Raw genomic sequence first — 13,761 nt, 5'->3', positions numbered from 1 at the left:
GCGGCGGCTACTCCGCCCCGGCGGGCGGCGCCTCGATGGGGCGCGGCTCGGCGGTCTTCGCCTCGCCGGCGCGCCCGGCGCGCCGCTGCGCCTGGGCGACGTGCACCACCTGGTCGAAGACGACGGCCACGAGGATGACGGCGCCGATGATGATGAACGTCCAGTTCGGGTCGAGGCGCCAGACGCGCGGCACGCCGTCGTCGCTGTGGCGGATCTGGAACATGTTGATGCCGTTGTCGATGACCCGCATGAGGGCAGAGCCGATGAGGACCCCGAGCGCGCTGCCCTCGCCGCCGCGCAGCGAGCAGCCTCCGAGCACGGCGGCTGCGATCGCGTAGAGCTCGTAGCCAATCCCGACCTGCTGCGACATCTGGCCGATGTAGGACGCGTAGCAGACGCCCGCGATCCCGCCCGTGGCCGACGAGATGACGTACGTCGAGACCTCCACCCGGCGCACGTCGATGCCCGAGTACTCGGCGGCATCGCGGTTGCCCCCGATCGCGTACATGTAGCGCCCGAGCACGGTGAAGTGCAGCACGTACGCGCCGGCGGCGAGGACCACGAGGAAGATGACGAGCGGGTAGGGGATGAGCGCGTCGCCGGAGACGCGCAGCAGCCCGCCGTTGGCGAGGCCGAGGAACGGCGAGTCGCCGAAGCTCAGCGTGCCGCCCTCCGCCACCGTCTGCGAGACGCCGCGCACGAGGAGCATGCCGCCGAGCGTGACGACGAACGGCTGCAGCTTGAGCCGCGTGATGAGCAGCCCCTGCGCGAGCCCCACCAGCACCGCGGCGGCGAGCGCCGCCGGGATGCCGACCCAGAGCGGGTAGCCCAGGCACCCCATCCCCGAGGACGAGATCTTGGCGAGCAGGACGCCGGTGAGGCCGATCACCGAGCCGATCGACAGGTCGATGCCGCCGGTGATGATGACGAACCCCATGCCCATCGCGAAGATGCCGAGCATCGCGATCTGCCGCGTGGTGTTGACGACGTTCGATTGCCCGAGGAAGTCGGGGTTGGAGATCCAGAGCCCCGCGCACATCACGAAGAGCACGAGGCTCATGCCCAGCTCACGTCTCATGCGGTCACCGCGCTTTCCACGTCCCCTTCCGCGCCCCACGCGCTCCCCGTCATCAGCGCGGCGACGCGCTGCTGCGTCAGCCCTTCGCGCGGGAGCACGCCCGTGATCCGGCGCTCGTGCATGACGACCACGCGATCGCTCATGCCGAGCACCTCCTCCATGTCCGAGCTGACCATCAAGAGCGTGATCCCTTCCGCGGCGAGCGCGGCCATGTGCCTGTAGATCTCGGCCTTGGCGCCGACGTCGATGCCGCGCGCCGGCTCGTCCAGGAGGAGGACGCGAGGGCCCATCGACAGCCATCTCCCGAGGACGACCTTCTGCTGGTTGCCGCCGGAGAGGTTCACCGACCGCCGATCGAGCGTCGGCGTCTTGATGCGGAGCCGGTCGACCTCGGCGCGCGCGGCGCGGCGCTCGGCGGCGCGGTCGAGCCAGAAGGCGTCGCGCGTCGTCCGCGGCGTGTAAGGCTCTCCTGCGAGCGTCATCGTGCCGCCGAGCGCTTGGGTCGCGCCGAAGATCGCCTGCATCAGCTCGGTGCGCCCCGAGCCGACCAGCCCCGCGAAGCCGAGGATCTCCCCGCGCAGCGCCGTGAAGCTCACGCCCGCGGGCGCGCCGGGGACGACGAGGTCGCGGACCTCGAGCGCGGGCTCCTGCCGCTGGCGCGGGCTCCTCTCCGGGAAGTAGCGGCCGCTGAGCTCCCGCCCGACCATCATGGAGACGATCCTGTCGTGCGTCGCCTCGGCCCGCGCGAGCTCGCATCAGCTCCTGATGGATCAGCGCGACCGAGGCGCTTGGCCGCGCGCACCCCGCTCAGCGACACGGGCGACCCGTCGAGGAAGATCTGCCCCTCGCCGGGCGGGCAAGCGCCGCCGAGGATCTTCATGAGCGTGCTCTTGCCGGCGCCGTTCTCTCCCACGAGCGCGAGCACCTCGCCGGCGCAGAGCGAGAGCGACACCCCTGAGAGCGCGGTGACGCCCGGGAACCGCTTGACGATCCCGCGCATCGCGAGCAGGGGTGGGAGATCGGGAGTCGACGTCATCGGTCGGGACCGCGGGGCTCGATCGAGGGGGGGCGCCCCCGATCGAGCCGCCGGATAAGGAGGCTATTTCTTCAGCTCCACGAGCTTGGCCTTGAACTCCGCCACGTTCTCCTTGCGGATCACGTCGACGCCGGTGTCGACCATCTTGTCCTTGGGGTGGCGGCCATGGCCGCGTCGCCCTTCGTCGCGAGCTCGTGCATCCACTTGCTCGACAGGTAGCCGAACTGGAACGGCTTCTGCACGACGGTGCAGGCGACAGTGCCGTTCTCGATGCCGCTGAGCGTCGCGTCCTCCTCGTCGAACACGGCCGGGATGACCTTGCCCTTCTTCCCGAGCGCCTCGACGGCCGCGATGATGGCCGGCCCGTTGTACGACCAGAGTCCGGTCGCGACGTTGAGGTCCGGGTGGGCGTTGATGATGTCTTCGACGTTCGCGCGCGCCTTGGCGCGATCGGCGTTGTCCTCGCGCTTGTCGACGATCTGGATGTCGTGGGCGGTGACCACGTCCTGGATGCCCTTGAGGCGCTGGGTCGCGTTGTCGACCGCGAACATGCCGACGAAGACGGCCATCTTCCCGCCGTTCGGCAGGATCTTCACGATCTCGCTGCCGAGCGCCTTGCCGGCCTCGTAGTTGTTCGTGCCGATGTAGAGCAGCCGGTTCGACTTCGGGGCGTCGGAGTCGAACGTGATCAGCTTGACCTTCTCGGCGACCCTGTTGAGCACGGCGACCTGATCGTTCGGCGCCAGGACGGTCACGGCGACGGCGTCGTATCCCTGGCTGGCGAGGCTCTCCAGGATCTGGTTCTGCTCCTCGGGCGTGCCGTTCGGCGGCGCCTTGATGTCCACTTGAATCTTCGCCTCTTGCTCGTACTTGTGGACTCCGGCCCCCGCGATCCGCCAGAACTCGCTCGTCCCGCTCGTCACGAAGGCGAGCTTGACGACCTTGGCTGTCGTCGGGGCGCTCTTGCCGTCGCCGTCGTGGCCCTTGGCCGCGTCGTCTCCGCCCCCCTGAGCGCAGCCGGCGATCCATGTCATGGACACCACGGCGAACGCTGCAAACGCTAGCTTCCAGAAACGATTCTTGTTTTTCACGGCAGTTCTCCCCGCCTTGCCTGCGAAAAGCGTGTCGAAGTCGATGTCGCTGAGCCGCGACACAGGAATCCCCCGAGGCGAGGTTAGCGGACGTACCCCGTCGATGTCGCGCCTCGCGTGAACGACCCAAACGGAAAAGTCGGAGGCAACGTGTCCGAGTTTCGAGCACCTCAGGGTCGCGGGTCGTGTGCGAACCCACCTGCTCCAGGGAGCGGGGGCGACATGAGCTCATGATGTGGGGGTGCAGCGTGGCGTTTGATCCGCGGCGGCCCACCCTGGGGGACCGCGGCCCGGGGTGACCTGACGGAGGGCCCTGCTGGAGATGGGCTCCCGGAGGTCGAGGCGCCTCAGGGACATCGCGGAGCGGCGGCTATTGCGAGCAGCGCTGAGGATCCGACTGGCATTGACACTGATTTCTACGCTCGGTGTCATTCCATTCGCAATAGCCGCACAATGCGTGCCTTTGGCTCTTGCAGTACTGGTCGCACGCCGCGCCCCCGAGGAAGCCGAAGTCGCAGACGTGAGGGGAGTCAGACCAGGACACTGCAGTGGCGAGGTCCCCCTGCGGCGCGCGGCTGAGGGCGCTCTGGGCCGGGATAGCCTCTGACGGGTCTCCGTCCTGCGGTGTCTCGTGGTAAGATGAGCTGTCGACGACACAACCGGTGAGCGATCGCGCGCCAAGTGCGGTGCATGTCCACAGCGCGGCATACTTGAAGATGATCTTGCTCGTCATTTTCGGCCCTGTCCTCCCCTGGTGCTTCGCTGATTCCGTGTTTCCACACGAACGCCGTCATCGCCTGCACGAGGTGCTTGCGCGGGCGTTGGCCGTGTCCATGCGGCGCCGTGGCCGCGACAGGCAAGCGGGAGCGCCCTGATCGACGGCAGCGCGTTCGTAAGGGGGCGGCGTCTGGCCCTGACGAAGGGGATGGCGGCGTCTCAGGTGAGCTCGTGTGGCCTGAGCGCTTGTACTTGGCGGACGGCGCGGTGGTGGAGGCGCCCGTGGGATCCCGAGGGACTCGGGGATCAACGACGGTCAGGGAGATCGCGAGATGGAGAGCGTGAGAGCGCCGCCGTCCGAGCGGGGATCGACCCGCAGGCCGGCGCGATGAAGCAACTCGTCGACGAGCCTGGCGGCGAGGTCCTACCGGGCAGCGCGCTCTCCTGGCGGCTCATGGTCGTCGTCGGCCTCCTGCGTGCGGCGCGATCACTCGGGGCACGCCGCGGCGCAAGCCGCGCCGCCGCAGTCGACGCCGGTCTCGTCGCCGTTCTTCACGCCGTCGGTGCAGGTGGGCGCCTCGCAGATGCCGCTCCAGCACACGCCGCTCAGGCAGTCTGCGCCGGTCTCGCAGCCACCGCCCACCGGGCAGCGCGGGCACCATAGCTTGCCGCAGTCGACGCCGGCCTCGAGGCCGTTCTTGATCCCGTCGCTGCACGTCGGGATCATGCAGCTTCCGTTCGTGCACACGCCGCTCTCACAGTCCGTGGCGGTTTCGCAGCGCTCGCTCGACGGGCAGGGGCGGCATGAACCGCCGCAGTCCAATCCTGTTTCGCGGAGCCCGTCATCTCGCGCACCGTTCACGCAGTGCTCCGGCACGCACCAGACACCATCACACGCGAGCCCGCCAGGGCACAGCAGCGTCGGGTCTGTGTCCACGCACTGCACGCACGCGCCCTCATGGCATCGTCCGGCGCCCGAGGCGGGACATGCGACGCCATCCAACAGGAGATGTCGCGGCTCGTCGATGTCGCAGGCGTCGAGGGTGCACTGGTTGCCGTCGTCGTAGGGGTCGACGGCCGCTACGCTGACCACGCGGCCGTCGGCCGTGCACTCCTCGACCTTGCAGTCGCCGCGGATCTGCGAGGCGATCGGGCCTCGCTCGATCTCCACGACGCACGCGCCGTCCGCGCACCTCCCGACCCCGCACCGCGGGTCCGGCGGGCCGGGGCACTCCGCGTCGCCCTCGCAGCTCCCGGGCGGAACCGGCACCCCCGAGCACTCCTCCGTGCCCTCGGCGCACTCGTCGCAGGTCCGGCACTCCTCGAAGCAGCTCGGCGTGTCGTCGCCGCGCGCGCAGCAGATGACCTTCCCCGGCTCGCCACACTCGCAGTGCTCATCGATGCAGATCGTGCCTGGCACATTCTGCTGGTCCGACTGGCAGTGGTCCGTGGTCGCGCACCTTCCACCCACGTAGGGCCCATCGCCGCACGCAAAGAAGGTCGCCGAGGTGATGAGAAAGAGCAGAGCAGCAGCACAACGCGCGATGGGTCTACCCATGCGTCCAGTCCTCCGGCACGAGGCTGTGGCGCCGGCACCCAGGCGGCCCCAATCCGCCGGGGTGTCGTTTGCCAGGTCGTCTCGGGGCGCAGTATGCCTCGGTCAGGCGGCCGCCGTCACGCAAGTTTTCGCAAGATCGCGCGGCGTGCGAAGCGTCCTTCGATCAGAGCAGGGGCAACGTCGAAGCGCACATCAAAACGTGCTCGTCAACGTAAGCCCCTTGGCCGACACCGTGATCTCTGCCGGCCCGCGCGGGTAGAACGTGTAACCGAGCGTGGCGGCCAGGACGGCCCCTCCCGCGATGAGGCCGGCGATGCCCACGCCCCGGTAGGCGATCGCGTCGTCGTAGGCCGACGCCGACTGCTGGCAAACCGGCTGGGTCAGCCGGAAGCAACGGTTCGGCCCTGCGGAGAGCGCGGCGGTGTCGCCCGCGTCGTCCTTCTTCTCCGCGCCGACGAGCATCACGCCGCCGATCGCCGCCAGGGTGGCGGAGAGCCCGAAGCCGCCGGCGACGAGCTCCGGCCGCGGCCCGGGCCGGGGAGGCGGGGGGGCGAGGGGGTAGGCGCGGGGGCCGGGGGGCGGCGCCGGCGCGCCTGCGGGCGCGGCCGGGAGGCCTGGGGGCGGCGCAGGGACGCCGGCGGGCCGGGCAGCGAAGGTGAGCACGACTTCCCGCGCCTCGCCGCGCGGCACGTCGATCTCGGCCGTCGCGACGTTGCCGTCCAGCACGGCGCGCACCACGTGGTGGCCGGGGGCGACGGGGATGGGCTTGTCGCCCTCGAGCTCGGCGGGCGCGCCGTCGATCGTGATCTTCGAGCCCGCGGGGGCGACCACGTGGAGCTCGCCGGCGAGCTGCCGCGCGCGGGCCAGGTCGCTGAGCCGCGACGCGACGAGCGCGCGCTCCGCGGGCGTCCTGGGCGCGCGCATGATCTCCTGGCAGAGCGACAGCCAGCGCACGGCGGCCGGCGCGTCGCCGAGCCGGAGCGACAGCGCCCCGATGTTGCACGCGGCGACCTGGGCGCGCTCCAGCTGCCAGACCGCCATCCACAGGTCGCGCGAGTCGGCGAGCCGATCCTCTCGAGCGGCCGCGTTCGCCTGCGCCATGAGCCGGGCGACCTCCGAAGGGGCCTCGGCGCGACCCTCCGCCGCGCCGGCCAGCAGGGCGATGCACAGCGGGAGCGCGGCGACGCGGCGTGTGTTCCTTAGCACGGGTGCGGATCTCCTCGGCCGAGCCTCGGTCTGAAGGGCCGCTCCGGAGCCAGGGCCCCGGGCGACGGCCCCACGTACCAGAAGGAGGCTGTCGGTGGAAGCCCCGGAAGCCGCCGGGTTGTCGGGGGGGCCAGGCGATGGAGGTTGAGCAGGCGCGATCTCGGCGCGCTGTGGCGGCGCGCGCCAGATCTCTTGCCGGGATCGAGGGCTGGTAGCCCGGCGATGCTTTACGATATCCGTATCGATGCCTGGCGCGAGGTGGGGCGAGCGAGCAGCCCTACTTGACGAACACCAGCAGCTTCTTGACGCCTTCGGCGTCGAACACCTTGACCGCGACGACATCGCTGACGTCGACGTCGTTGTTGCTGAGGACGTCGCCGACCTTGATCCCGTTGGCGACGTCGACGTCCTCCAGCACGTTCTGCAGGTTGAGGATCTGGAGGTTCACGATGAGGTTGTTCAGCGTCTTGTTCACGTTCACGAGCTGGTCGCCCGTGAGGATGTCATCGAGGTACACGATCTTGATGCTGTCGACGTCGATGACCTCGTCATTCAGATCCAGGACATCCGTGATCAGGACGGGGATGGCCACGAGCGCGCCGGTCAAGTTGCCGTAGTCCGGAAAGTCGGAGGCGGACGGGACTTCATAGCTCGCCAGCGCGGTGGTCGACACGCTGAGAGCGACGAGAGCAGCGCCAACGCCCGAGAGAACGCGAGACTTGAGAGGCTTCATCTTGTATGTCCTCGAAAATTGGGTTTCGGTTTGCTGTTATTTTTTTTGCTCAGAGCGCAGAGCGCCGGTCTGTCATCCGCCTGTCACTGTGCTGTTCAGCCGATCGTATCGTCGGGCGGCTCGGCATCCTCCGATGCGCGCCTGTTTCGATCGAGCTCGACCTGTGGCCGCCATCCGGCGCCATCGCGCCGGTATCGAATCTGCGATGCTTCATCGAGCGGGCTCCGGTGATGGAGCCGTCCTGCACGCGAGGTGCGTAAATGCATGCGCGCCCTCTCGATGATCGTATTTGTCCGGCGCTCACGCGCTCTGCTGAAGACTATTTCGTCCTCGTGTCGCTGCTTATTCACGGGTGATGCCAGGTGTAAGTTCAATGGTAGTGTCTGGAATTGTCGAGAAATTCAGCTGTGTTGTCGAATTGTGTGGCCCAGGTGACAAGCGTGCCTCACCAGGCTGTGACAGCGAGACAATCGGCTACGCGATGCCGGCGGCCTACCGCGTGAGCGCATCAGGTGTTGTTGAGCTCGATGCTTGACGAGCTCATCCTTCAGCGCTCGACAGGCTGAAAGCAGGCCGTGTGTTGATGGAGCTGCCAATCGCCTGCGCGAGCCGACCACGCTCGTGCGGTCTCAAGACGCGGCTTGCTCTCAGGCAGCGGCCAGGGCGAGGATGCGCCGGGCGATCAGGCGAGAACTCTCGCGGCGCGGGGAGGAACTCAGGCGACGAGTCCCACCCTTCTATCGCTCTCCCGCGCTCACCCCACCGCCGGCCCGGCCTTCCGCTGCGCGCTGTCGCAGACCCAGCGGACCACCCCAGGAATGACCCCCTGCGCGATCGCGCTCACCCGCGAGCCGACGTCGGGGTAGATCTCGAACCGCCCGCGCGCCATGCCGTCGGCCATGCTGCGCGCCACGGCGTCCGGCTCGAGCGTCTTCACGTTGCCCGCGATGGCCTTCGTCTCCGCCGGCTTGTACTGGTTCTCGAACGCCAGCTGCGGTGTGTCGGTGTCGGGCGGCATGCACACGCTCACCCGCACGCCGTGAGGCCACATCTCCGCGCGCAGCGCCTGCGAGAAGCCGATCAGCGCGAACTTGCTCGCCGCGTACGGCGTGTACCCGTAGATGCCGATCACGCCCGCCAGCGACGAGACGTTGAGCACATGGCCGCTGCCGCGCGCCGCCATCGCCGGCAGCACCGCCTTGCACAGGTGCACGGCGCCAAAGAAGTTCACGTCCATCATGCCCCTGAACTGATCCATCGGCAGCTCGAGGAAGCGCCCCGGCATCACCACGCCCGCGTTGTTCACGAGGTGATCGATCGGCCGGTCGGCGAGCCGAGACTCCATCGCCCGCGCCACGTCGTCCGCCCGGCTGATGTCGAGCTCCAGGACGTCGACCCGCGCGGACGGGTGCTCGCGCCGGATGCCCACGGCGGCCTCGTCGAGGAGGGCGCGGCGGCGCGCCACCAGCGTGACCGCGGCGCCGTACCCCGCGACGAGCCTCGCGAACGACAGCCCGATGCCGCTCGAACCGCCGGTGATGAGAACGCTCTTGCCCTGGAAATAAGTTCGGGTGTCCATCGCCGGCCGAACCTACCCCAGGACCGCCCGAGGCGCGAGGCGCTCGTGCAGGCCCGCGGCGGCGCGCCTCAGCGGTCGCGCCGCCGCTTCTTCAGCGCGTCCTTCAGCAGGCTGCCCGCGGCGGAGCCGAGCGTCTCGACCGCGATCATCGCGGCCGCCGCCGACACCGCCTTGACCGCCTTCCGGAGGGCACGGCGGGTCTTCTTCTTCATCGGCTTCATGACGGCTGCGCCAGCTCGACGTCGGGGTGAGCTCTCCCCGATACGCCATTGGCCAGCTTCAAACCGCCAAGCGCGCTCGCCCACGCCCTCACCTTCCGGCTCACGGCGGTCTTCGCGCTGCTCAGATAGTTTCTCGCCTCACCGCTGTACAGGCCGGCCGTGAACACCGCTGCGAGGCTCGTCGCCGCGGCCACCGGCCGAAGGACCTTCCGGCCGAGCTTGGTGAGCTTCCTTTTCTGCTTCTTGGAGAGCTTCGTCTTCATGATCCCACCAGCTCAGCAGGGGTCGTGCCATGGCGATCGAGGGCGAAGCGCGGTGACGAGCGCAATGCGCGCCCGTGACACGCGCCCCGCAGACAGGACGTTTTGCCTCGGTGTGGAGAAAATGTCCCTCCCCACGCTGGCGCTGATGAGCGATGTTTGGCAGCTCACACTTCGATCGGGCTCGCAGCCGCCGGCGGACCGCCGCGCCCGGCCGCTGCGGGCGGAGTCGCTGGCGATCGGGGCCGAGTTCGTTTACTCCGTTGTAAGCAGGCTCATGCGAGGTCTCAGGTAAGGCGGGGACGAGATGCGCGTGGGAGACGTCATCGACCGTCGCTTCCTGATCGAGCGCCTCGCCAGCTCGGGCGGGATGGGGGACGTCTACCGCGCCTGCGATCTGGTCACGAACGAGCCGGTGGCGCTGAAGGTCTTGCAGCGGCGAGGGCTCCAGGAGGCGATCCGGTTCGCGCGCGAGGTCGAGGCGCTCGAGGCGCTCACCGCGCTGCGGCACCCGGGCATCGTGCGCTACATCGCGCACGGCGCGACCGACGCGGGGCAGCCCTACCTCGCGATGGAGTGGCTCGCCGGCGAGACGCTGACCGAGCGGCTCACCCGCAGCTCGCTCACGATCGCCGAGAGCATCGCGCTCGCGTCGCGCATCGCGTCGACGCTCGGCGTCGTGCACCGCGCCGGCATCGTGCACCGCGACCTCAAGCCGAGCAACCTGCTCCTCGTGGGCGGCGCGATCGAGGGGGTCACGCTCATCGACTTCGGCGTGGTGCGCCTCGGCGCCATGGACCGGCACCTCACCATGCCCGGCACGATGCTCGGCACCCCGGGCTACATGGCGCCGGAGCAGGCCCGCAGCGAGCCGAACATCGACCCCCGCGCCGACGTCTTCTCGCTCGGCTGCGTGCTCTTCAAGTGCCTCACCGGGCGCTCGGCGTTCCAGGGCGCCGACGGGCTCTCGGTGCTCATCAAGGTCATCCTCGAGGAGCCGCCGCGGCTCCGGGAGCTGCGCGGGGACATCCCCGAGGCGCTCGACGACCTCGTCGCGCGCATGCTCGCGAAGCCGCCGAAGGACCGGCCCCGCGACGGCGACGCGGTCGCGGCGGAGCTGCTCGCGCTCGACGACGCGGGCGTCGGCGCCGCGAGCAGCCGCCCGTCGAACACCCTGCGCGGGGGCGAGATCACCACGAACGAGCGCAAGATGATGTGCCTCGTGCTCGCGCGCGACGCGAGCGGCGACGCCGAGGCGACGCGCTCGCAGGAGGAGGACCTGGAGCGCAGCAAGGCGCTCATCGCCGTCGCCGAGCGCTACCAGGGAGAGCTCGAGATCCTGGAGTCCCGCTCGCCGCTCATCGTGCTCACCGCCGGCGGCGCCCCGACCGACCTCGCGGCGCAGTCCGCCCGCTGCGCGCTCGCGCTGAACGCGCTGCTCGGCAGCGTGCCGGTCGCGCTCGTCACGGGCCGCGCGGAGATGTCCGCGCGGCTGCCGGTCGGCGAGCTCATCGACCGCGCGGTCCACCTGCTGCCGCCCGCGCACGCGCCCGCCGGCGCGCACGCCGTCTGCATGGACGAGGTGACCGCAGGGCTGCTCGGCGCCCGGTTCGACGTGACCCGCGACGCGGGCGCCCTCCGCCTGCACGGCGAGCGCGAGGAGCTCGCCTCCACGCCGCCCCTGCTCGGCAAGCCGACGCCGTGCGTCGGGCGCGACCGCGAGCTCGCGCTGCTGGAGGCGGCGTTCTCTCACTGCGTCGAGGAGTCGACGCCGAGCGCCGTGCTCGTGACCGCGCCCGCGGGCGCAGGGAAATCCCGCCTGCGCTCCGAGCTGATCCGGCGGCTCCGCGACCGCGGCGAGGACCTGGAGGTGTGGATCGGGCGCGGCGACCCGATGAGCGCCGGCTCGGCCTTCGCGCTGCTCGCCCCGGCGCTGCGGCGCGCGATCGGCCTCTTCGAGGGCGAGCCCATCGAGGCGCGGCAGCGCAAGCTCCGCGCGCGCGTCGCGCGGTACGGCCACGCCGAATCGGCGCGCACCGCGGCGTTCCTCGGTGAGCTCGTCGGCGTGCCGTTCCCCGACGGCGACAGCGTGCAGCTGATGGCGGCGCGGCGCAGCCCCGTGCTGATGAGCGACCAGATCCGCGTCGCCTGGGAGGAGCTCCTCAGGGCCGAGTGCTCGGCGAGGCCCGTGCTGCTCGTGCTCGAGGACCTGCACTGGGGCGATCTGCCGAGCGTGCTGCTCGTCGACTCGGCGCTCCGCAGCCTCGGCGATCAGCGGCTGATGGTGCTCGCGCTCGGCCGGCCAGAGGTGCGGGAGCTCTTCCCGAAGCTCTGGGCGGGGCGCGGCGTCCACGAGGTGCAGCTGTCGGGGCTGCCGCGGCGCGCGAGCGAGCGGCTGGTGCGCCAGGTGCTCGGCGAGGACGTCGCGCCGGAGCTCCTCGCGATGATCGTCGACCGCGCCGACGGGAACGCGTTCTATCTGGAGGAGCAGCTCCGCGCGGTGGCCGACGGCAAGGGCGCCGACCTGCCCGAGACGGTGGTGGCGATGGTGCAGGCGCGCATCGAGGCGCTCGACATCGAGGCGCGGCGGGCGCTGCGGGCGGCGAGCGTGTTCGGGCAGACGTTCTGGCAGGGCGGGGTGTCGGCGCTCGTGGGCGGGGCGCAGGTCGCGCCGAAGCTGGTCGAGCTGGAGCAGCGCGAGGTGATCTCCCGGCGCGGCGAGGGCAGCCTCCCCGGCGAGGTGGAGTACAGCTTCCAGCACGCGATCGTGCGGGAGGCGGCCTACGGGATGCTGACGGACGGCGACCGGCGGCTCGGGCACCGGCTCGCCGGCGAGTGGCTGTCGCGCGCGGGCGCGGGCGCGGTGGACGCGATGGCGCTCGGCGAGCACTTCGAGCGCGGCGGCGAGCTGTCGCGGGCCGCGGCCGCGTACTGCCGCGCGGCGGAGCAGGCGCTGCGGGCGCAGGACCTCGCCGCGGCGATCGAGCGCGCCGAGCGCGGCGTCGCGTGCGGCCCGAACGCGCAGGCGCTCGGCGCGCTGCGCCTCGTGGAGGCCGAGGCGCACGTCTGGCGCGGGGAGCTCGCGCTCGCGGAGCAGCGCGGGACCGAGGCGGTGGACCGGCTGCCCGCCGGCTCCGCGGCGTGGTTCTCGGCGATCAAGCACGTCGCCATGGCCGCGGGCAAGCTGGGCGGCTTCGAGCGGGTGGAGCGCTGGATGAGCGCGGCGCAGGCCGCCGAGGCGGAGGCGGAGGGCGCGCTGGTGGCGAAGCACATGTGCCTCGGCGAGGGGGCGCTGCTGCTCGTGTTCGGGGGGCGCTACGCATTCGCGGACGCGCTGATCGAGGCGATCGAGGGCGACGGGACGGATCTCGCGGAGCGGGAGGTCGAGGTGGTGGCGCGGCTGCACGCGGCGCGGTCGGCCCGGGCGCTCGTGAGCGGCGATCCCAGCGCGTGCCTCGCGGGGCTGTCCGCGGCGCTCGCGGCGTTCGAGCGCGCGGGCGACCGCGGCAACGCGTGCGCGTTCCGCATGAACGTCGGGTACATGCACGCGGAGCTCGGGGATTTCGCGGGCGCGGAGGAGGTGCTGCGCAGCGCGCTCTCGGGCGCGGAGCGGATGGGGTTGCACGATCTCGCGGTGGCGACGCTCAGCAACCTGGGGCACGTCCTCGGCTACCGGGGGCGGATCGAGGAGGCGGAGCGGACCGAGCGCGAGGCGATCGCGCTGTCGCAGCGGCTCGGGGATCCGCGCACGGAGGGGAGCGCGCGGACGTACCTCGCGCGGATCGCGCTGCTCGCGCGGGACTTCGAGGGGGCGGAGCAGGAGGCGAGGGCGGCGGCGGAGATCCTGCAGAGCGCGCCGCCGCTGCGCGCGGCGGCGGTGGCGGCGAGGGCGAGGGCGCTGCTCGGGCTGGGGAGGTTCGACGAGGCGCTGTCCGCGGCGGGGGAGGCGTTCTCGATGTTGCAGGCGATCGGGGCGATCGAGGAGGGGGAGTCCGCGGTGAGGAACGTCTACGCGGAGGCGCTGGCGGCGAACGGGATGGAGGCGGACTGCGCGGCGGCGATCGCGGCGGCGAGGGAGAGGTTGATGGAGAGGGCGGGGAAGATCAGCGATCCGGTGTGGAGGGAGCGGTTCCTCACGATACCGGAGAACCAGCGGACGCTGGAGATGGCCGAGCGGTGGGCGGGATAGGAGGGCGAAGAAGCCCACTCCCCCTCCACCATCGGTCACCAACCTGAACGTGAACGTTCGAATGTAGGAGAACGCGGCGCGAAGGTTGGTTAG

The 13,761-nt window shown here is 70.8% G+C and carries 11 protein-coding genes; 1 reads left to right on the top strand and 10 read right to left on the bottom strand.

Annotated elements, in window-relative coordinates; genetic code table 11:
- Positions 1-7: 7 nt before the first annotated feature.
- The 10 genes from WME73_RS26070 to WME73_RS26025 all read right to left on the bottom strand — a co-directional run bounded on the left by WME73_RS26070 (position 8) and on the right by WME73_RS26025 (position 9,482).
- The gene (locus tag WME73_RS26070; RefSeq protein ID WP_437739092.1) at positions 8-1,078 is read right to left on the bottom strand and encodes an ABC transporter permease; all 1,071 of its coding nucleotides are present in this window, start codon (positions 1,076-1,078) and stop codon (positions 8-10) included.
- Positions 1,075-1,788, bottom strand: a complete 714-nt coding sequence (locus WME73_RS26065; RefSeq protein WP_437739091.1) for an ATP-binding cassette domain-containing protein — start codon at positions 1,786-1,788, stop codon at positions 1,075-1,077. The genes WME73_RS26070 and WME73_RS26065 overlap by 4 nt, the downstream gene beginning before the upstream one ends.
- Positions 1,785-2,114, bottom strand: a complete 330-nt coding sequence (locus tag WME73_RS26060; protein ID WP_437739090.1) for an ATP-binding cassette domain-containing protein — start codon at positions 2,112-2,114, stop codon at positions 1,785-1,787. Before WME73_RS26060 ends, WME73_RS26065 begins: the two co-directional genes overlap by 4 nt.
- Positions 2,115-2,233: 119 nt before the next feature.
- Positions 2,234-3,205 carry a substrate-binding domain-containing protein gene (locus WME73_RS26055; RefSeq protein ID WP_437911281.1) on the bottom strand — a complete coding sequence of 324 codons (972 nt, stop codon included), beginning with the start codon at positions 3,203-3,205 and terminating at the stop codon, positions 2,234-2,236.
- A 1,204-nt stretch (positions 3,206-4,409) separates the two neighbouring features.
- A complete protein-coding gene (locus WME73_RS26050; RefSeq protein ID WP_437911280.1) occupies positions 4,410-5,480 on the bottom strand; it encodes a hypothetical protein in 1,071 nt (356 codons plus the stop codon).
- A 192-nt stretch (positions 5,481-5,672) separates the two neighbouring features.
- Positions 5,673-6,686 carry a hypothetical protein gene (locus tag WME73_RS26045; protein WP_437911279.1) on the bottom strand — a complete coding sequence of 338 codons (1,014 nt, stop codon included), beginning with the start codon at positions 6,684-6,686 and terminating at the stop codon, positions 5,673-5,675.
- A 277-nt stretch (positions 6,687-6,963) separates the two neighbouring features.
- The gene (locus WME73_RS26040; protein ID WP_437911278.1) at positions 6,964-7,359 is read right to left on the bottom strand and encodes a hypothetical protein; all 396 of its coding nucleotides are present in this window, start codon (positions 7,357-7,359) and stop codon (positions 6,964-6,966) included.
- A gap of 814 nt (positions 7,360-8,173) precedes the next feature.
- Positions 8,174-8,998, bottom strand: a complete 825-nt coding sequence (locus tag WME73_RS26035) for an SDR family oxidoreductase (RefSeq protein ID WP_437739086.1) — start codon at positions 8,996-8,998, stop codon at positions 8,174-8,176.
- A gap of 68 nt (positions 8,999-9,066) precedes the next feature.
- Positions 9,067-9,219 carry a hypothetical protein gene (locus tag WME73_RS26030; protein ID WP_437739085.1) on the bottom strand — a complete coding sequence of 51 codons (153 nt, stop codon included), beginning with the start codon at positions 9,217-9,219 and terminating at the stop codon, positions 9,067-9,069.
- Positions 9,216-9,482, bottom strand: a complete 267-nt coding sequence (locus WME73_RS26025) for a hypothetical protein (RefSeq protein WP_437739084.1) — start codon at positions 9,480-9,482, stop codon at positions 9,216-9,218. The genes WME73_RS26030 and WME73_RS26025 overlap by 4 nt, the downstream gene beginning before the upstream one ends.
- 304 nt (positions 9,483-9,786) lie before the next feature.
- Between WME73_RS26025 and WME73_RS26020 the strand changes: the two genes are divergently transcribed.
- The gene (locus WME73_RS26020; RefSeq protein ID WP_437739083.1) at positions 9,787-13,668 is read left to right on the top strand and encodes a serine/threonine-protein kinase; all 3,882 of its coding nucleotides are present in this window, start codon (positions 9,787-9,789) and stop codon (positions 13,666-13,668) included.
- Positions 13,669-13,761 lie beyond the last annotated feature (93 nt).

It is taken from the genome of Sorangium sp. So ce302, assembly GCF_051530145.1.
GTDB classification, from domain to species: Bacteria; Myxococcota_A; Polyangia; order Polyangiales; family Polyangiaceae; genus Sorangium; species Sorangium cellulosum_B.
Note: the sequence above shows the minus strand (reverse complement) of the source record. Positions and strands in the feature narration are given on the sequence as shown.

Bases quoted from the DNA above. Each gene is read 5' to 3' on its own strand.
- WME73_RS26025 (WP_437739084.1), bottom strand. From the start codon at position 9,482: ATGAAGACGAAGCTCTCCAAGAAGCAGAAAAGGAAGCTCACCAAGCTC.
- WME73_RS26070 (WP_437739092.1), bottom strand. From the start codon at position 1,078: ATGAGACGTGAGCTGGGCATGAGCCTCGTGCTCTTCGTGATGTGCGCG.
- WME73_RS26030 (WP_437739085.1), bottom strand. From the start codon at position 9,219: ATGAAGCCGATGAAGAAGAAGACCCGCCGTGCCCTCCGGAAGGCGGTC.
- WME73_RS26050 (WP_437911280.1), bottom strand. From the start codon at position 5,480: ATGGGTAGACCCATCGCGCGTTGTGCTGCTGCTCTGCTCTTTCTCATC.
- WME73_RS26035 (WP_437739086.1), bottom strand. From the start codon at position 8,998: ATGGACACCCGAACTTATTTCCAGGGCAAGAGCGTTCTCATCACCGGC.
- WME73_RS26065 (WP_437739091.1), bottom strand. From the start codon at position 1,788: ATGATGGTCGGGCGGGAGCTCAGCGGCCGCTACTTCCCGGAGAGGAGC.
- WME73_RS26020 (WP_437739083.1), top strand. From the start codon at position 9,787: ATGCGCGTGGGAGACGTCATCGACCGTCGCTTCCTGATCGAGCGCCTC.
- WME73_RS26060 (WP_437739090.1), bottom strand. From the start codon at position 2,114: ATGACGTCGACTCCCGATCTCCCACCCCTGCTCGCGATGCGCGGGATC.